Below are 18,478 nucleotides of genomic sequence, written 5' to 3'. Positions count from 1 at the left end.
GGAATATCGAATGGCACGTATTGCAGGGGTCAACGTCCCCAATCACCAGCACACCGTCATCGGCCTGACGGCGATCTATGGTATCGGCCGTACCCGCTCGAAGCAGATCTGCGAATCGACCGGCGTTGCGACCAACAAGAAGGTCAAGGACCTGGACGACAACGAGCTGGAAAAGCTGCGTGATGCAGTCGGCAAGTTCGTGGTCGAGGGCGACCTGCGCCGTGAGCTGTCCATGAGCATCAAGCGTCTGATGGACCTGGGCTGCTACCGTGGCATGCGTCACCGCAAGGGCCTGCCGGTCCGCGGTCAACGCACCCGTACCAATGCACGTACCCGCAAGGGCCCGCGCAAGGCAGCTCAATCGCTCAAGAAATAATCTAGGAACTGACCATGGCTAAGCAACAAAGCTCGGCGGCTGCAGCCCGCATCCGCAAGAAAGTCAAAAAGAACGTCGCCGAAGGCATCGCACACGTCCACGCATCGTTCAACAACACCATCATCACGATCACCGATCGTCAGGGCAATGCCCTGTCGTGGGCGACGTCCGGCGGCGCAGGTTTCAAGGGTTCGCGTAAATCGACCCCGTTTGCGGCTCAGGTCGCAGCTGAAGCAGCTGGCAAGGTTGCTCAGGAATACGGCGTGAAGAACCTGGAAGTCCGCATCAAGGGCCCGGGCCCGGGCCGTGAGTCGGCTGTGCGCGCGCTGAACAACCTGGGTATCAAGATCACCGAGATCCAGGACGTGACGCCGGTTCCGCACAACGGCTGCCGTCCGCCGAAGCGTCGTCGTATCTAATGTTGCCCGGGCGGTTCGCCGCCCGCCGCAGCATTGATGCGCCACACGCCGTGGTGTAAAGAATCGCCGGCGCAGTTAACCCGGAAATGGGTTATACTGCCCGGCTATTGTCGCCTCGGGCCGTCCTGGTCATGAGGTTTTTGTAAGCCACGTCCGGTCTCATCGAAGAACTGGACTAGCGCCTGTTGTGGCTCAAGCCGCATCCGGGGCGTGATCATTCAAACAAAGGAAGTTTAACGTGGCACGTTATATCGGACCTAAAGCAAAACTGTCGCGCCGTGAAGGCACCGACCTGTTCCTGAAGAGCGCACGCCGCTCGCTCGACTCCAAGTGCAAACTGGACGTCAAACCGGGCCAGCACGGCGTCAAGTCGGGCCAGCGTACGTCGGACTACGGCAACCAGCTGCGTGAAAAGCAGAAGGTCAAGCGTATCTACGGTGTGCTGGAGCGTCAGTTCCGCCGCTACTTCGCCGAAGCGTCGCGCCGCAAGGGCAACACCGGTGAGACCCTGCTGAAGCTGCTGGAATCGCGTCTGGACAACGTCGTCTACCGCATGGGCTTCGGCTCGACCCGCGCCGAAGCACGTCAGCTGGTCAGCCACAAAGCGCTGACCGTGAACGGCAACGTCGTGAACATCGCTTCGTACCAGGTCAAGACCGGCGACGTCATCGCCGTCCGCGAAAAGGCCAAGAAGCAGACCCGTATCGTCGAAGCGCTGTCGCTGGCCGAGCAGGTTGGTTTCCCGAGCTGGGTGTCGGTCGATGCCAAGAAAATGGAAGCAACCTTCCGCGCCTATCCGGAGCGTAACGAGATCGCTGCCGACGTCAACGAAGCGCTGATCGTCGAACTGTACTCGCGTTAATCGACTTTGGCGCGGTCATCCCGCGCCGAAGTCGTCCCCGCGAAAGCGGGGATCCATGCTGAGCTGGCTAAAGCCGACTGTGTATGGGTTCCCGCTTCCGCGGGAAGTCGTGTCCGGCAGTGCCGGACACGACGGCAACACCGAATTCGCCTTACCGCCTGCTCCCAGAAGCAGGCGTTTCCACTACTGATGCCATCAGCCTTATCGGTGTAACGAGCCGAGGGTATTGAAGAGGACACTCATGCAAAATAGTTTGTTGAAGCCACGTATTATCGATGTCGAAACGCTCGGCGCCGGCCACGCGAAAGTCGTGATGGAACCGTTCGAACGTGGTTATGGCCACACGCTGGGTAACGCGCTGCGCCGGGTGCTGCTGTCGTCGATGATCGGCTACGCGCCGACCGAAGTGACGATCGCCGGCGTCGTGCACGAGTACTCGTCGCTGGACGGTGTGCAGGAAGACGTCGTCGACCTGCTGCTGAACCTGAAAGGCGTCGTGTTCAAGGTGCACAACCGCGACTCCGTGACGCTCACCCTGAAGAAGGAAGGCGAAGGCCCGGTCCTGGCATCGGACATCGACTTGCCGCATGACGTGGAACTGATCAACCCGGACCACGTGATCGCCCATCTGACCGCCGGCGGCAAGCTGGACATGCAGATCAAGGTCGAAAAAGGCCGCGGCTACGTGCCGGGTAACGTGCGCCGCCTGTCGGAAGACACGAACAAGACCATCGGCCGCATCATCCTGGACGCATCGTTCTCGCCGGTCCGCCGCGTGTCGTATGCCGTGGAATCGGCCCGCGTCGAACAGCGTACCGACCTCGACAAGCTGATCATCAACATCGAGACCAATGGCGTCATCACGCCGGAAGAAGCGATCCGCCAGTCGGCCCGCGTCCTGGTCGACCAGCTGAACGTGTTCGCTGCCCTGGAAGGCACCGAAGCCGCCGCGGAAGCACCGTCGCGTGCACCGCTGGTCGATCCGATCCTGCTGCGTCCGGTGGACGACCTGGAGCTGACCGTCCGTTCGGCAAACTGCCTGAAGGCCGAGAACATCTACTACATCGGCGACCTGATCCAGCGTTCGGAAAACGAACTGCTGAAGACGCCGAACCTGGGCCGCAAGTCGCTGAACGAGATCAAGGAAGTCCTGGCTTCCCGTGGTCTGACCCTGGGCATGAAGCTGGAAAACTGGCCGCCCGCAGGTCTGGAAAAGTAATTCGTAGTACCCGCCCGGGGCAGGTGTCCCGGGCGTTTTGTCGCCAACCGGCCCGCGTCGCACACAGCGGCGATCGAAGAGCTCGGATTTAAACTTAACTCGAAAGGAATTACCATGCGTCACCGTCACGGCCTTCGCAAGCTGAACCGTACCTCGTCCCACCGCCTCGCCATGCTGCGCAACATGACCGTTTCGCTGCTGCGTCACGAAGCGATCAAGACCACCGTTCCGAAAGCCAAGGAACTGCGCAAAGTCGTCGAGCCGATCATCACCCTGGGCAAGAACGACACCCTGGCCAACAAGCGCCTGGCATTCGCCCGTCTGCGTGACCGCGAAATCGTCCAGAAGCTGTTCGCTGAAATCGGCCCGCGCTACAACGCGCGTCCGGGCGGCTACATCCGCATCCTGAAGATGGGCTTCCGCGTTGGCGACAACGCCCCGATGGCTTTCGTCGAGCTGGTCGACCGTCCGGAAGTCACCTCGGCTGAAGACGCGCCGACCGCCGAGTAATCGCGGTTCAGGCAACATGAAAAACCAGGCTCCGGCCTGGTTTTTTTTTGCCCGCAGCGGACGACGCGGACCCGGTGTACCATGCTGATGCGTTGAACCAATATTCCGACCATGTCCCGATCTTTTTCCCTGTCGATCACGCGACTGCTGGCCGCCTGGCTGCTGGCCTGTCTCGCCTTCGTCTCTTCCGCCCACGCCGACGACGACTTCCTGCCGCCTGAGCAGGCATTCAAGTTCTCCGCGCAAATGGCGGACGCGCACACGATCGTCGTCAATTACGCGATCGCCGATGGCTACTACATGTACCGCGAGCGCTTCCGCTTCACGGCAAGCGGCGCGAAGCTCGGCGAGCCGGCCATCCCACCGGGCAAGATCAAGTACGACGACACGTTCCAGAAGAACGTCGAGACCTATCACAACGGCGTCGAGATCCGCATCCCGGTCGACGCCACCGGGCCGTTCACGCTGACCGCCACCGGCCAGGGTTGCGCGGACAAGGGCCTGTGCTATCCGCCGCAGGATGCGTCGGTCCAGCTCACGCCGGGTGCCGGCGGCAGCGCGCCGCAGATGAGCGTCGCGCCGGGGCAGGGCGGCGGGTTCAACTTCCCGGGACAACCCGCGCCGCAGGTCGATACGCCACCCGCACCCGCACCGGCGCCCGTCGCGCCCGTGAAACCGGCGGCACCGTCCGAACTCTCCGGCATCGCCTCGCTGCTGCAGGGCGGCCGCCTGCTGGCCATCGTCCCCGCGTTCATCCTGCTGGGACTGGGCCTCGCGTTCACGCCGTGCGTGCTGCCGATGGTGCCGATCCTGTCGTCGATCATCGTGGGTGAAGGCAAACAGGTGCACCGCACGCGCGGCTTCGTGCTGTCGCTCGCGTACTCGTTCGGGATGGCGATCGTCTACACGGCGCTGGGCGTGGCGGCCGGCCTGCTCGGCGAAGGGCTGGCGGCGGCGCTGCAGAATCCCTGGGTACTGGGCGGCTTCGCGCTGCTGATCGTCGTGATGGCGTTGTCGATGTTCGACGTCTACCAGTTGCAGGTTCCCGCCGCGCTACAGACGCGGCTGACCAGTGCCTCTGGCCGTCAGTCGTCCGGCAAGCTGGCCGGCGTGTTCGTGATGGGGGCGATCTCCGCATTGATCGTCGGCCCGTGCGTGGCGGCGCCGCTCGCGGGTGCGCTCGTGTACATCAGCCAGACGCGCGACGTCGTCATCGGCGGCGCCGCGCTGTTCGCGATGGCGGTCGGGATGAGCATTCCGCTGCTGCTCGTGGGGGTGTCCGCCGGCTCGCTGCTGCCGCGCGCCGGGCTGTGGATGGAATCCGTGAAGCGTTTCTTTGGTGTCCTGATGCTGGCGATGGCCTTGTGGATGGCCGCGCCCGTCCTGCCGGGCATCGTGCAGATGGTCCTGTGGGCTGCGCTGCTGCTGGGCTATGGTTTCTACCTGCTGCGCGGCCTGCGCGGGCATTGGGCCGGTCTCGCGCTCGGCGCCGCCAGCGTCGTGCTGGGCGCCACGCAGCTCGTCGGCGTGGCCAGCGGTGCGCGCGACCCGCTCGCGCCGCTGGCCCGCTTCACGGGCGGCGCGCCCGCGCTGCCGCTCGCGTTCACGCGCATCAAGACCGTCGACCAGCTCGACGCCGCGCTGGCCGCCACCGGTGGCCGCACCGCGATGCTGGATTTTTACGCCGACTGGTGCGTGTCGTGCAAGGAAATGGAAAAGCTGACGTTCGTCGATCCGGCCGTCAAGGCGCGGCTGGCGAACACGGTGCTGCTGCAGGTCGACGTGACGGCCAACGATGCGGATGACCGGGCGCTGCTCAAGCGCTTCGGACTGTTCGGGCCGCCGGGCATCATCCTGTTCGACAAGCAGGGGAAAGAGATTCCTGATAGCCGGGTGATCGGCTATCAGGATGCGAACAAGTTCCTGGGTTCGCTGGGCAAGCTGCAGTAATCCTCACGCTGTACAAAGCCACGTCGCCCCTGCGAAGGCAGGGGCCCGGGTTCGTGGCTTGGTCGAGAAACCTGGGCTCCCGCCTTCGCGGGAGCGAGGGTGGGTATTCAGCCTTGTGCGGTGTGGCCGCGATGCTGCCAGCCACCATGGCCACGGTGTCCGAAGCGTGCCGCCTTCTCATCGAACGTCTTCTTCTGGTCCGCGCTCAGGACCGAGTAGAAGGTGCTCAGCGACGCCTGGCGTTGTTCGAGGGCGGCCGTGCGCAGCTTCTGCCGCTCGATCATCTTCGCCATGCGTTCCGACGCCGTCAGGTTGGCCCAAGCGGCCCGGTCGTGGGGCTGGCGTGCAGGCGGCTGCATCGACGCCACGAACGCATTCCAGGCGTTTTCCTGGGCCGGCGTGATCTTCAGCTGGTCGTGCAGCTTCGCGATCCGCTTGGCGCGGAATTGCGCGCGCTGTTCCGGCGTCAGCTTCTGGTGCTGCATGCCGTGGCGGGCCTGCGGTGCGGCCTGGTCCGTCGTCTGTGCATGGGCGCCCAGTGCGGCAGCGCCGAGGGTCAGCGCGGACAGGGCGGCGAGGAGGTGTTTGCGATAGGTTTTCATCTCAGGTTTCCTAGTAGGGTTAAAGTTGGCAAACCGCCAAACGTTGTCTTCATGCTCCGATCTGCGTGCATCGCGTCGTCTTCGCACGGTTCCCATCATGGGCGCAAGATGTAAGCGCAGCGTTTCCCGTCTCTCGTTCTTTGTATCAATTTGTTTCCCTGGAAGATCCATATACAAGCCGATACAAAGTGACTGTTCAGGGTTCGAACAACTCGCGATAATGGCGATATGGACAATCCATCTACCATCCTGATCGTCGACGACGACCGCGATATCCGCTCGCTGCTGGCCGATTACCTCGAAGCGAACGGCTACCGCGCGCTTGCCGCGGCCGACGGCACCGCCATGTGGAAACTCCTGGACGAGTCGCGTCCGGACCTGATCGTGCTCGACCTGAACCTGCCGGGCGACGACGGGCTCACGCTGTGCCGCAAGCTGCGCGCGCATTCGACCATGCCCGTCATCATGCTCACTGCCCGCAGCGAGCCTCTGGACCGCATCCTCGGCCTCGAAATGGGCGCGGACGACTACCTGCCGAAGCCCTTCGAGCCGCGTGAACTGCTGGCGCGCATCCGCAGCGTGCTGCGCCGCAGCCACGCGATGCCGCCGAACTCGCAGGTCGAGAACGTGCAGCAGATGAAATTCTCGGGCTGGACGCTCGACCTCACCGCGCGCCATCTCGTCAATCCGCAAGGTGTCGTCATCATGCTGTCGGGCGCCGAGTTCCGCCTGCTGCGCGTTTTCCTGGAGCACCCGAACCGCGTGCTGAACCGCGACCAGTTGCTGAACCTCACGCAGGGCCGCGACGCCGATCCGTTCGACCGCTCGATCGACATCCAGATCAGCCGCCTGCGCCAGAAGCTGGGCGAGGATGCGCGCATGCCGCAGATCATCAAGACCGTCCGCAACGGCGGCTACGTGCTGGCCGGCCAGGTCACGGTGGAGCCGAGCGCGTGAGAGCTTTCCTCGGCTCGATGACGGGCCGCGTGTTTGCTACCCTGCTGCTGGGCATCGTGCTCACGGCCGCGCTGACCCAGCTGCTGGCCGACGCCGAACGCGCGCGCGTCATCGACGAGTTCCGCGACCTGCACAACCTCGACCGGGCCGAACAGCTCATCATGGCCACCGAGATCGTCCCCGAGTCCGCACGCAAGGCCTACCTCGACGTGGCCAACCGTCCCGGCATGCAGCTCGCCGACGTCGACACCCATCCGGCGGCGCTTGCCCCGACCAACTCCGAATTCACCCAGGCGCTCGCCGCCCGCATGGGCAAAGGGTATGTGATGCGGTCGCTGGCCGCGCGTCCCGCCGCGTGCTCGACGGCGCGCGAACAGCCCGTCGTGTTCGGCCTGCTGCGCATGAAGTGGCGCGGCACGTGCGAGAGCATCGCCGTACGCCTGCGCGACGGCGACGACCTCGTGCTGTCCGTGCTGCCGCCGCGCTCGGCCACGTCGCCGCAACGCACCGACTACACGTGGACGATCTCGATGTTCCTCGTCAGCGTGGCCTTCCTCGCCTACCTCGTGGCGCGCATGACGACTCGGCCGCTGAAGCAGCTGGCGCAGGCCGCGAAAGACCTCGGCAACGACATCAACCACCCGCCGCTCGACCTCACGGGCGCCGACGAGATCCGCCAGGCCAGCGCCGCCTTCAACGCGATGCAGGCGCGCATCCGCCAGTACATCTTCCAGCGAACGCAGATGCTGGCCGCCATCACGCACGACCTGCAGACGCCGCTCACGCGCATGCGCCTGCGCCTGGAAAAGGTCAACGAGCCGGAACTGCAGGAGCGCCTGATCGGCGACCTGTCCGCGATGCAGGCAATGGTGCGCGAAGGCCTCGACCTGGCGCGCAGCATGGACACGAACGAGGCCATGCAGATGCTGGACCTCGACTCGTTGCTGGACTCCGTCGTCGCCGACGCGGCCGAGAGCTGCCAGCGCGTGACCTTGACGGGCCACGCCGGCATGGCGCTGCTGGGCCGGCCGATGGACCTGCGCCGCTGCCTGGTGAACCTGATCGACAACGCCGTCAAGTACGGCCACGCGGCCAGGGTCAGCGTCGACCGCATCAACGGCGCGGCGCGCATCCGCATCCGCGATGCCGGCCCCGGCATCCCGGGCGCCGAGCTGGCCCGCGTGTTCGACCCGTTCTACCGGGTGGAGACGTCGCGCTCGCGCGAATCGGGCGGCACGGGCCTCGGGCTCACCATCGCCCGCAACATCGCCGAGCAGCACGGCGGCAGCATCAACCTCGCCAATCATCCGGAAGGCGGGCTCGAAGCGACCCTGATGTTGCCGGAGTTTTATCCCGGCAAATAAGCACGCTGAAAAATCGCACGGGCAGAAACATTACTGTTACACCCGTGTGGGACAATCTCCGGCGGAGACTCGGTCTTGCGGCCGGCGTCACCCTCATCGCATAAATACACAAAGAGAAAGACCGCGGACAGGCGGCACAGGGAGTGGAATGAAGACCAAGAATATCGCGATCGTCGCCGGCATTGTCATTGCCGTCGGCGCCGGCACGTGGGCCGTGAACCGCGGTTCCGATGCGCATGCCGACGGGGCCGCCGCCCCGGGCGGCAAGGGTAAAGGGGCGCAGCCGCCGGCCGTCGTCAACGTCGTGGCGCCGCACCGCCAGGACGTCGCCGTCGTGCAGCAGGCCAACGGCACCGTGACGCCGGTCCGCGCCGTCGACCTGCACCCGCAGACGACCGCGACCATCCGGCAAGTCCACATCAAGGAAGGCCAGTTCGTCAAACAGGGCGAGCTGATGTTCTCGCTCGACGACCGCGAAGACCGCGCCAACCTCGACAAGGCCCAGGCCCAGGTCGCGCGCGACCGCGCGTCGCTGGCCGACCTCGAGCGGCAATACAAGCGCAGCCAGGACCTGTTCGCGCAGCACTTCATCGCCCAGAGCGCCGTCGACACGCTGCGTGCCCAGGTCGACCAGGCCCGCGCCACCCTGCAGGCCGACAGCGCCGCCGCGCGCGCGAGCAGCGTCACGACGAGCTACACCGCGATCCGCGCGCCGATGTCCGGCCGCGTGGGCGGCATCAACGTCTATCCGGGCAGCCTCGTGCAGCCGGCGACGTCGCTCACGACGATCACCCAGCTCGACCCGATCACCGTCGCGTTCACGTTGCCGGAATCCAGCCTGCCGTCGCTGCTGGCGGCGCAGAAGCGGGGCAAGGTCGAGGTCGAGGCGCTGCCGGGCGCCGACCTGGCACCGGTGAAGGGCCTGCTGAGCTTCGTCGACAACACGGTCGACCCGCAAGCCGGCACGATCAAGGTGAAGGCCGAGTTCGACAACCGCGAGACCACGCTGTGGCCCGGCCAGTACGTGAGCACGAAGGTCATCGTGCAGACCTTGAAGGATGCCGTCGTGATCCCGCAGAACGCCATCATCACCAATGCCCAGGGCACGTTCGTCTACGTGCTCGAGAAGGACCACTCGGCCCGCCTCGTGCCCGTGCGCCGCGTGTACGGGGCGGGCGTCGATGCGGCCGTCAGCGGTCTCGCCGGCAGCGAGCAGGTCATTACCGACGGCAAGCAGAACGTGCGCCCGGGCGCCAAGGTCCGCCTGGCGTCCGACATGGGTAAAGGCAAGGGCAAAGACGTCCACGTCGCCGACAAGGGCTGAACACGATGAACCTGTCCGAACTGTGCATCCGCCGGCCCGTGATGGTCGTGCTGCTGTCGATCAGCCTGATCCTCGTGGGCATCCTGGCGTATTCGCACATCCCCGTCGCGGCGCTGCCCAGCTATAACACGCCCGTCATCAACGTCAACGCCAACCTGGATGGCGCCAGTCCCGAGACGATGGCGTCGTCCGTCGCGCTGCCGCTCGAAAAGCAGTTCTCGACCATCGCCGGCATCAACCTGATCACGTCGACGAGCACGCAGGGCAGCACGTCGCTCACCCTGGAATTCGACCCGTCGATCGACGTCAACGCGGCCGCCGTCGACGTCCAGGCCGCACTTCTTGCAGCCCAGCGCCAGCTGCCGCAGGAAATGACGACGTTGCCGTCGTACCGCAAGGTCAATCCGGCCGATGCGCCCGTGCTGTTCATGACGATGACGTCGCCGTCGATGAACTTGTCCGAGCTGAACGACTACGCGGAAAACCTCGTGTCGCCCGCGATCTCGACGTTGCCGGGCGTGGCGCAGGTGTCCGTCAACGGCGGCAAGCGCTTCGCCGTGCGCGTGCGCGCGAAGACCGATCTCATGAATGCCCGCAACATCACGATGGACGAGCTGGCGACGGCGCTGCGCTCGGCCAACTCGAATTCGGCGCTGGGCATCCTCGACGGCCCGCAGCAGACCATGACCATCCAGGGCCCCGCCCAGATGATGAAGGCGGCCGACTTCGAAAACCTGATCGTCGCCACGCGCGACGGCCTGCCGGTGCGCCTGCGCGACGTGGCCACCGTCGAGGACAGCTACCAGTCGACCCGGGCCTTCGGCGCCTACAATGGCGAGCGCGCCATCGTGCTGCTCGTGCAGCGCCAGCCGAACGCGAACACGGTCGAAGTGGTCGACGGCGTGCGCCGCCTGCTGCCGCGCTTCCAGTCGCAGCTGCCGGCGTCCATCAAGATCAACCTCGTCAACGACCGCTCCAGATCGATCCGCGAGGCGATCCACGACGTGAACTTCACGCTGGCGCTGACGGTGGGCCTCGTCGTGCTCGTGATCTTCCTGTTCCTGCACCGCGCGTCGGCCACGTTCATCCCCGCGATCACGATGCCGATCTCGCTGCTGGGCGCGCTGGCGCTGCTGTTCTGGCTCGGCTACAGCCTCGACAATATTTCTCTACTGGGCATCACGCTGGCCGTCGGCCTCGTCGTCGACGATGCGATCGTCGTGCTGGAAAACATCGTGCGTCACATCGAGATGGGCAAGAAGCCGCTGCGCGCCGCGCTCGACGGCTCGGCCGAGATGGGCTTTACCATCGTGTCGATCTCGGTGTCGCTGATCGCCGTGTTCATCCCGATCTTCTTCATGCCGGGCGTGATCGGCCTGCTGTTCCACGAATTCGCCGTCATCGTTGGCCTCGCGATCCTCGTGTCGGCCGCCGTGTCGCTGACCCTCGTGCCGATGCTGGCATCGCGCCTGCTCCCGGCACATGGCCACGACCACACGGAAGAGAAAACCTTCATCGGCCGCCATTTCGAGCGCGGCTTCACGGCGCTGCGCAATGCCTACGAGAAGACGCTCGACGTGGCGCTGAAGCACCGCTTCGTCGTATTGATCGTCGCGTTCGGCACGTTCGCGCTGACCGTCGTGCTGTACACGACCATCCCGAAAGGCTTCTTCCCCGAGGAAGACATCGGCCAGTTGCGCGTGACGACCGAGGCAGCCGAGGACATTTCGTCGTCCGCGCTCGTCGTGCTGCAGACGAAGGTGGCGGAAGTCATCCAGGCCGATCCGGCCGTGCAGGACGTCACGTCGTTCACCGGCGGCGGCAACAACGGCCGCATGTTCATCGTGCTGAAACCCCGCAACCAGCGCGACAAGATGCCGCAAGTCGTCGACCGCCTGCGCAAGTCGCTGCGCGGGATCGCCGGCGTCAACGTCTACATGGCACCCGTGCAGAACCTGCAGCTGGGCGGCCGCCAGAGCAAGAGCCGCTACCAGTACACGCTGCAGAGCGTGTCCGGGGCGGACATCGGCCAGTGGGCCAACGAGTACCAGGAACGCATGCGCAACAACCCGCTGTTCCGTGACGTGACGAGCGATACGCAGGAAAAGGGCTTGCAGGCCAAGCTCGACATCGACCGCGACAAGGCGAACCTGCTGGGCGTGCAGCTGGGCGATATCCGCACAGCGCTGTACGCGGCGTTCGGCGAGCGCCAGGTCTCGACGATTTATTCCAGCGCGGCCAGCTACTACGTGATCCTGGAAACGGCCAACGAGGACCGCCAGTTCGAGGACGCGCTGTCGCGCCTGTCCGTGCGCAGCAAGACGGGCCAGCTGGTGCAGCTCTCCAGCGTGGCGACGGTGAAACGCACGGTCGGCCCCATCGCCGTCAACCACCAGGGCCAGTTGCAGGCGATCACGCTGTCGTTCAACCTCGCGCCGGACGCGCCGCTCGGCGACGCCACGGCCGCCATCGAGCAGATGGGCCGCGACATGAAGCTGCCCGCGTCGATCATCACGAAATACGGCGGCGACGCGGCCGTGTTCCAGGATTCCCAGTCGAGCCAGCTGATCCTGATCGTCGCCGCGGTCGGCGTCATCTACGTGCTGCTGGGCGTGCTGTACGAGAGTTTCATCCACCCGATCACGATCCTGGCCGGCCTGCCGTCCGCCGCGGTGGGCGCGCTGCTGACCTTGCGCCTGTTCGGCCTGGACCTGACGATGATCGCCATCATCGGCATCCTGATGCTGATCGGCATCGTGAAAAAGAACGCGATCATGATGATCGACTTCGCCCTCGACGCCCAGCGCAACCGGGGCATGGCGCCGGAGCAGGCGATCCGCGAGGCGTGCATCCTGCGCTTCCGCCCGATCTTGATGACGACGCTGGCCGCGCTGATGGGCGCGCTGCCGATCGCGCTGGGCCTCGGTGCCGGCGCCGAGCTGCGCCAGCCGCTGGGTCTCGCGGTGTGCGGCGGCCTGATCTTCTCGCAAGTCATCACGCTGTACATCACCCCGGTGATTTATTTGTACCTCGACAAGTACAGCGGCAGCGGCCCGATGACGGATACGCAGCTCGTGGATGTGGAGCAGGGGCGGAAGCCGGTATTGACGAAGGTGGCGTGACGATTCTGCTGGGCAAGGTTGATACACACTGTAACAACCATTAAGCTACCCAGCTTGTACTCTCATTACAGATCCTTAACAGCGCGTGCGCGGCTAATCCAAACGGGTTAGACTGCGCCTCGTCAATATCATTTATTTGTCCTCCGACCGGAGGCGTTCATTATCTTGCGTGACCATTCCCATATCCCGCTGGAAGACAGCGATGTCTGCGCACATTGCGGCCAGCCGCTGCCCGGACGGAAAGTGGTCATCTATGGGCAGAAGGGCCCGAACCGGACCGGCATCGCGATCACGATCGGGCTGCACCTGCTGCTCGTGGCCGTCTGGCTGTTCCAGCCGAAAGTCGAAAGGCACGCGCCGCCGAAAGCCGGCGAAGCCGTCGTGTGGCTGCCGCCGCTGAAGCAGAACAAGCCCGCCGCCAAGCCGGCCGAGCAGGCACCGAAGCACACCGCCAAGGCAGCGGCCGCGCCGAAGTTCACGCCGCCGCGCATCACGATGCCGCGCCTGCCGAACACGATCACCGTGCCGGAGGTCAAAACGGTGGAGGAAAAGCCGCAGCCGCCGAAGGAAGAGACGAAGACGCCGCCGCAGGAAGTCGACATGCAGGCCTATATCGAGGCCCAGCGCAAGCGCCGCGGCGCCCCGGCGCAGACGGACCAGGCCGAGGAAAGCGAAGCCGCGCGCGGCACACGCAACGCGCTCGCGAACATCGCCGCCATCAACGGCCGCGGCGGCCAGGATCCGAACGAGACGGGCGGCGTGTTCAGCATCTCCAACAAGACGTTCAGCCGGGCGGACCTGAAATTCCGCGGCTGGAACCCGAATTTCAAGCGCCGCTGGCTGACGGCGGTGACGGTCGAGCGCGGCAGCGACCCGGACATCGAGACGGCCATCGTCAAGAAGATGATCGAGCTGATCCGCAAGGAAAAGACCGGCGACTTCGAGTGGGATTCGCACCGCCTGAACCGCGTCGTCACGCTGTCGGCCCGGCCGCAGGATACGGACGAACTGATGGCCTTCCTGTACAAGGAAATGTTCCCGGAATACAAACCGCCGCGCTAGGCCGGGGCTGCCGGCCCAGGCATCGTCACTCGTGCGAGGAGAACAGCTTCTCGATCGGATAGTGGTGCTTGACGAAGGGCGACTGGATCACGATGTAGCTGAAGTATTTCTCGATGTTGATGCTCTGCCGGAGCACGTCCTCGGCGATGCTGTGGTAGTGGGCGACGCTGCGGGTGACGAACTTGAGCAGGTAGTCGAAGCCGCCGCTGACCAGATGGCATTCGACGATCTCGTCGATGCTACGGATGGCGGCCTCGAACTTGGCGAAGTCCTCGCGGCGGTGGTCCGACAGGGTGACCTGCGTGAAGACCACCTGCATGTCGCCGAGTTTCTCGAGCTGCAGATGGGCCCCGTAGCCGTTGATGTAGCCCGCCTTCTCCAGGCGCTTCACGCGGATCAGGCACGGGCTGGGAGACAGGCCCACGGCATCGGCCAGGTCGACATTCGTGACCCGGCCGTTACGCTGCAGGTGGCTGAGGATGCGGATGTCGATCCGGTCCAGCTTGAGGGTATCAGGGATCATCGTGGCCTGCCATTTCTGTCTCGCCGTTGATGCTAATCATCATACTATCAGCGTCTCTGTAATGCATATGATGATTTTTCCCTGAGGCCACATCAAATTGTCTTGAGCGCGCGGCGCACGTCGGCCTGGTCGAGCACCTCGTCGAGGGTCCGGGTCAGGCGCTCGAACATCAGGTCGAAGTCATCCGCCGTATAGCACAGGGCCGGGGCGAAGCCGAGCACGTTGTCGCCGAAGGCGCGGAACACGAGGCGGTTGCGGTAGGCCGCGACGGCGATGCGTTCGTGCAGCTTCAGCGCGGGGTCGAAGCGGGTCTTGTCGGCCTTGTCGGCGACCAGTTCGAGCGCGCCGAGCAGCCCGCGGCTGCGCGCGTCGCCGACGAGCGGGTGCGAGAGCAGGTCGCGCAGGCCCTGTTCGAAGCGCGGTGCCTGGGCCTGGCCGTTGGCCAGCAGCCCGCCTTCGGTGTACAGGCGCAGCACTTCGAGGCCGACCGCGGCGCTCACCGGGTGGGCGGAATACGTATGGCCATGGCCCACCGGTACGCCGGCCGGCATGTGGTCGGCGATGCCGCGGTACACCGCGTCGGACATCAGCACGGCGCCCATCGGCGCATAGCCTGCCGTGAGACCCTTGGCCACGACCATCAGGTCCGGCTCCACGCCTTCCTCCTCGCACGCGAACATCGGGCCCGTTCGGCCGAAGCCCGTGATGACTTCGTCGACGACGAACAGGATGTCCAGTTCGCGGCAGGCGTCGCGCATCGCCTTGAGCCAGCCCCTGGGCGGCACGAGCACGCCGCCGGAGCCCTGGATCGGTTCGCAGAAGAACGCCGCTACATTGTCCTGGCCCAGCTCGCGGACCTTGGCGCGCAGCGCCTCGACCGACGTGCGGATGATGGTGTCCGGATCGGAACCGGCCGGATTGCGGTACGGGTAGGGCGAGGGAATCTTGTGCTGCTGGGGCAGGGGCAGGTCGAAATTGTGGTGGAACACGGCCAGCGCGGTCAGGCCCGCGCCCATCGTGGACGAGCCATGGTAGCCGCGCTCGAGCGAGATGAACTGCTTCTTGGTCGGACGGCCGGTCGAGTTGTAGTAGTGCGTGACGAAGCGGATGGCGGAATCGTCCGCGTCCGAGCCGCCCAGCGTGAAATACACGTGGCGCAGCGAGGCCGGCGCCAGTTCCACCAGGCGTGAGGCAAGGCGGATGGCGGGTTCGGAACCGAAATGGAAATAGCCGGTCGCATAAGGCAGCTTGCGCATCTGCTCGGCGGCGGCCCGGACCACGCTCTCCTGGCCATAACCGACGTTGACGCACCACAGGCCGGAAAACGCGTCCAGCAGTTCCGTGCCCTGCGCGTCGCGCAGGTAGGCGCCGTGGCCCGATTCGAGGATCGTGACCCCTCTTTGCTCATGGGCCTGGTAATTCACGAGCGGGTGGATCAGGTGGTCGCGGTCCAGCGCGACGAGGGAATGGGTAGGCATGAAGGGCTCCAGATGAAAGGGGAAGACAGCGACATGGTAGCCACGGGCGCGCAGCGATAGCTGCCGCCGGCACGGTGGAAAACATGGCGGGCATTGCGTAATTGCGAAGGATTCGGAATTTCCTGCTGCGCACCCGGTGCGATACTGCCTGCCCGACGCAGCCCGTAGCCCACCAGGAGATTGCCTTGACCCTCACCATCAAGACCCGCCTCGGCATCGTGATCGCCTTCCTGTCGGTCCTCGCGGCCGGCATCGGCGTGCTCGGCCTGCATGGCATGCAGCTGGCCAACCAGGGCCTCAAGGAGGTGTACGAGAACCGCGCACTGATGCTGGAGCGGATCTCGCGCATCGACGCGCTGCTGCTGCAAAACCGCCTGTCGCTGGCGCAGGCCATCAACGACCCGATGGCCGACATCAAGGCCGAATCGGCGCGCATCGAGCGCAACGCCGCCGAGATCGACGAGGCCTGGCGCGCCTGCCTGCCCGCCGCCGTCCTGCGAGAGGAGCGGCGCCTGGCCGACCGCTTCGGCGCCGCCTGGACGCGGATGCGGGACGAGGGGCTGCGGCCGGCCATGGCCGCGCTGCGGAGCGGCGATGTGGAAGCGGCCAAGGCCGCGCAGGAGCACATGCGCCCGATGGCGGGCGAGGTCGCGGAGGACATGCACGGCTTGCGCCGGCTGCAGGTGGACGCGGCACGGCGCGAGTACGAGCGGGCAGCCGCGCGCTACACGGTATTGCGCAACGGCGCGGCAGCGGCCATTGCACTGGGCACGCTTGCCGCCGCGCTGTTCGGCGGCTACCTGATCCGCCACATCTATCGCGATCTCGGCGGCGAGCCGGCGTACGCCGCCGCCATCGTGCGCCGTATCGCGGCAGGGGACTTGAGCGGCGCGGTCGCCCTGCGCGCGGACGACCGGCGCAGCCTTCTGGCCGCGATGGATTCCATGCAGCGCAGCCTGACCCGGACCATCGGCCGGATCGACGCCACGGCGGTGACGATCGGCGCCGCGTCGACCCAGGTCGCCGGCGGCAGCGCGGATTTGCGCGGCCAGATCGAGGAGCAGGCCAACGCCCTGCGGCAGACGGCGGCATCGATGGACCAGGTGGCCCGGGCCGTGAAGCAGAACGCCGACAGCGCGCGCGACGCCGACCGGCTGGTGGCCTCGGCCGCCGCGACCGCGCAACGGGGCGGCGCGGTCGTGACCGGCGTGGTCGACAGGATGGAGTCGATCAACGCGTCGGCGAACCGGATCGTCGACATCATCGGCGTCATCGACGGCATCGCCTTCCAGACCAACATCCTGGCGTTGAATGCGGCGGTGGAGGCGGCGCGCGCCGGCGAACAGGGGCGCGGCTTCGCCGTGGTCGCGGGAGAGGTGCGCAGCCTGGCGCAGCGCTCCGCCGGCGCGGCCCGGGAAATCAAGGCGCTGATCGACGCGTCGGTGGGCCAGATCGGCGCCGGCACCGCGCTGGTGCGCCAGGCCGGCCAGACGATGCGGGACATCGTGGACAGCGTCGATCGGGTCGCGCACATCGTGGGCGACATCGCCGCCGCCAGCCAGCGGCAGAGCGCGGGCATCGACCGGATCAGCGCGGCGATCGGCCATCTCGACGAGGTCACGCAGCGCAACGCGCTGCTGGTCGACGATGCCGCCGGTGCCGCGGCCTCGTTGCGCGACCAGGCCGGCGCGCTGGGCGAACTGGTGGCCGTCTTCCAGCTCGACCGGCAACCGGCGGCCGGCAACGCGCGTCTTGCGTGAGGCGCACATGGATATCCTCGTATGCCTGCCGGATGGCGACGCCGCGTCCTGGATCGACGAACTTGCCGCCGTGCTGCCGGCGGCCCGCGTGCGCCCATGGCGGCCGGGCGACCGTGCCGCCGCCGACTATGCGCTGGTCTGGAATCCGCCCATGGAGGCGCTCGCCGGACGCGCGCGGCTGAAGGCCGTGTTCAACCTCGGCGCGGGCGTGGATGCCGTGCTCGCGCTGCTGGCGGCGCAGTCGGACCTGTTGCCGCCCCACGTGCCCCTGATCAAGCTGGACGATGCCGGCATGGCACCGCAAATGGTGCGGTACGTGCTGGCCGCCGTGCTGCGCCACGCGCGCCGCTTCCCCGAGTACGCCGCGCTCCAGCGGGCCCGGCGCTGGCAACCCCTGCCCGGACGCGACGCAGCTACGCACGCGGTCGGAGTCATGGGCCTGGGCGCGCTCGGCACGCCCGTGGCCGGCGCATTGGCCCAGCTGGGATTCGCGGTGCGCGGCTGGAGCCGCGGGCCGCGCGCGGTCGGCCAGGTCGCCTGTTTTGCCGGGCCGGACGCGTTGCCGGACTTTCTCGATGGCCTGGACGTGCTGGTGAACCTGCTCCCGTTGACGCCGCACACGGCGGACATACTCGACCGGACGCTGTTCGCGCGGCTGGCGCCGGGCGCGCAGTTGATCAACATCGGACGAGGCGCCCACCTGGTCGAGGAAGACCTGCTGCGCGCGCTCGACAGTGGACAGCTGGCCCAGGCCACGCTGGACGTGTTCCGCGAGGAGCCGCTGCCGCCCGATCACCCGTTCTGGCGGCATCCGCGCATCGAGATCACGCCGCACGTGGCCGCGCTGACGCTGTGCCGGGAAAGCGCGCGCCAGATCGCGGCCAGGATCGCCCGGATCGAGCGCGGACTGCCGGTCGACGGCGTCATCGACCGGACCAGCGGTTATTGAC

16 protein-coding genes are annotated in these 18,478 nt (G+C 66.1%); 13 read left to right on the top strand and 3 right to left on the bottom strand.

Annotated elements, in window-relative coordinates; all coding sequences use genetic code 11:
• The first annotated feature begins 10 nt into the window (after nt 1-10).
• The 6 genes from rpsM to dsbD all read left to right on the top strand — a co-directional run bounded on the left by rpsM (nt 11) and on the right by dsbD (nt 5,336).
• Nucleotides 11-376: a 30S ribosomal protein S13 gene (gene rpsM / locus ACEN9G_RS10580; protein ID WP_036240369.1), complete on the top strand. Its 366-nt coding sequence runs from the start codon at nt 11-13 to the stop codon at nt 374-376.
• A 14-nt stretch (nt 377-390) separates the two neighbouring features.
• Entirely contained in the window at nt 391-795 is a 405-nt protein-coding gene (gene rpsK / locus ACEN9G_RS10575; protein WP_036172227.1) for a 30S ribosomal protein S11, read from the top strand.
• Between the two features lie 238 nt (nt 796-1,033).
• On the top strand, nt 1,034-1,657 hold the full coding sequence (gene rpsD, locus ACEN9G_RS10570) for a 30S ribosomal protein S4 (RefSeq protein ID WP_036240371.1): 624 nt from the start codon (nt 1,034-1,036) through the stop codon (nt 1,655-1,657).
• A 241-nt stretch (nt 1,658-1,898) separates the two neighbouring features.
• The gene (locus ACEN9G_RS10565) at nt 1,899-2,876 is read left to right on the top strand and encodes a DNA-directed RNA polymerase subunit alpha (RefSeq protein ID WP_056449152.1); all 978 of its coding nucleotides are present in this window, start codon (nt 1,899-1,901) and stop codon (nt 2,874-2,876) included.
• 114 nt (nt 2,877-2,990) lie between these two features.
• Nucleotides 2,991-3,386, top strand: coding sequence for a 50S ribosomal protein L17 (gene rplQ, locus ACEN9G_RS10560; RefSeq protein ID WP_413344803.1), 396 nt, complete (start codon nt 2,991-2,993; stop codon nt 3,384-3,386).
• Between the two features lie 111 nt (nt 3,387-3,497).
• A complete protein-coding gene (gene dsbD, locus ACEN9G_RS10555; RefSeq protein WP_483126633.1) occupies nt 3,498-5,336 on the top strand; it encodes a protein-disulfide reductase DsbD in 1,839 nt (612 codons plus the stop codon).
• Nucleotides 5,337-5,443: 107 nt separating this feature from the next.
• On the opposite strand, the gene ACEN9G_RS10550 is transcribed toward dsbD, so the two are convergent.
• Entirely contained in the window at nt 5,444-5,938 is a 495-nt protein-coding gene (locus ACEN9G_RS10550) for a Spy/CpxP family protein refolding chaperone (RefSeq protein ID WP_413340537.1), read from the bottom strand.
• A gap of 228 nt (nt 5,939-6,166) precedes the next feature.
• Here ACEN9G_RS10550 and ACEN9G_RS10545 point away from each other — a divergent pair, with 228 nt between their 5' ends.
• The 5 genes from ACEN9G_RS10545 (at nt 6,167) to ACEN9G_RS10525 (ending at nt 13,767) form a co-directional block, all read left to right on the top strand.
• Nucleotides 6,167-6,895, top strand: a complete 729-nt coding sequence (locus tag ACEN9G_RS10545) for a response regulator (RefSeq protein ID WP_413340538.1) — start codon at nt 6,167-6,169, stop codon at nt 6,893-6,895.
• Complete coding sequence (locus tag ACEN9G_RS10540) at nt 6,892-8,259, top strand: ATP-binding protein (RefSeq protein ID WP_413340540.1); 1,368 nt, start codon at nt 6,892-6,894, stop codon at nt 8,257-8,259. The genes ACEN9G_RS10545 and ACEN9G_RS10540 overlap by 4 nt, the downstream gene beginning before the upstream one ends.
• Nucleotides 8,260-8,407: 148 nt before the next feature.
• Complete coding sequence (locus ACEN9G_RS10535) at nt 8,408-9,583, top strand: efflux RND transporter periplasmic adaptor subunit (protein ID WP_413340542.1); 1,176 nt, start codon at nt 8,408-8,410, stop codon at nt 9,581-9,583.
• Between the two features lie 5 nt (nt 9,584-9,588).
• On the top strand, nt 9,589-12,705 hold the full coding sequence (locus ACEN9G_RS10530) for an efflux RND transporter permease subunit (protein ID WP_413340544.1): 3,117 nt from the start codon (nt 9,589-9,591) through the stop codon (nt 12,703-12,705).
• 165 nt (nt 12,706-12,870) lie between these two features.
• A complete protein-coding gene (locus tag ACEN9G_RS10525) occupies nt 12,871-13,767 on the top strand; it encodes a cell envelope integrity TolA family protein (protein ID WP_413340546.1) in 897 nt (298 codons plus the stop codon).
• 25 nt (nt 13,768-13,792) lie between these two features.
• Here ACEN9G_RS10525 and ACEN9G_RS10520 read toward each other — a convergent pair whose 3' ends face one another.
• Together ACEN9G_RS10520 and ACEN9G_RS10515 are read right to left on the bottom strand one after the other, a co-directional pair.
• Nucleotides 13,793-14,290, bottom strand: a complete 498-nt coding sequence (locus ACEN9G_RS10520) for an Lrp/AsnC family transcriptional regulator (RefSeq protein WP_371759419.1) — start codon at nt 14,288-14,290, stop codon at nt 13,793-13,795.
• Nucleotides 14,291-14,382: 92 nt separating this feature from the next.
• On the bottom strand, nt 14,383-15,768 hold the full coding sequence (locus ACEN9G_RS10515) for an aspartate aminotransferase family protein (protein ID WP_413340548.1): 1,386 nt from the start codon (nt 15,766-15,768) through the stop codon (nt 14,383-14,385).
• 185 nt (nt 15,769-15,953) lie between these two features.
• On the opposite strand from ACEN9G_RS10515, the gene ACEN9G_RS10510 reads away from it, so the two are divergent.
• A complete protein-coding gene (locus ACEN9G_RS10510) occupies nt 15,954-17,528 on the top strand; it encodes a methyl-accepting chemotaxis protein (RefSeq protein WP_483126632.1) in 1,575 nt (524 codons plus the stop codon).
• Nucleotides 17,529-17,535: 7 nt separating this feature from the next.
• Entirely contained in the window at nt 17,536-18,477 is a 942-nt protein-coding gene (locus ACEN9G_RS10505; RefSeq protein WP_483126631.1) for a 2-hydroxyacid dehydrogenase, read from the top strand.
• Nucleotide 18,478: the final 1 nt, after the last annotated feature.

The sequence above is a fragment of the Massilia sp. Masssp94 genome (assembly GCF_059491305.1).
This window is presented reverse-complemented; position numbering and strand designations above follow the sequence as displayed.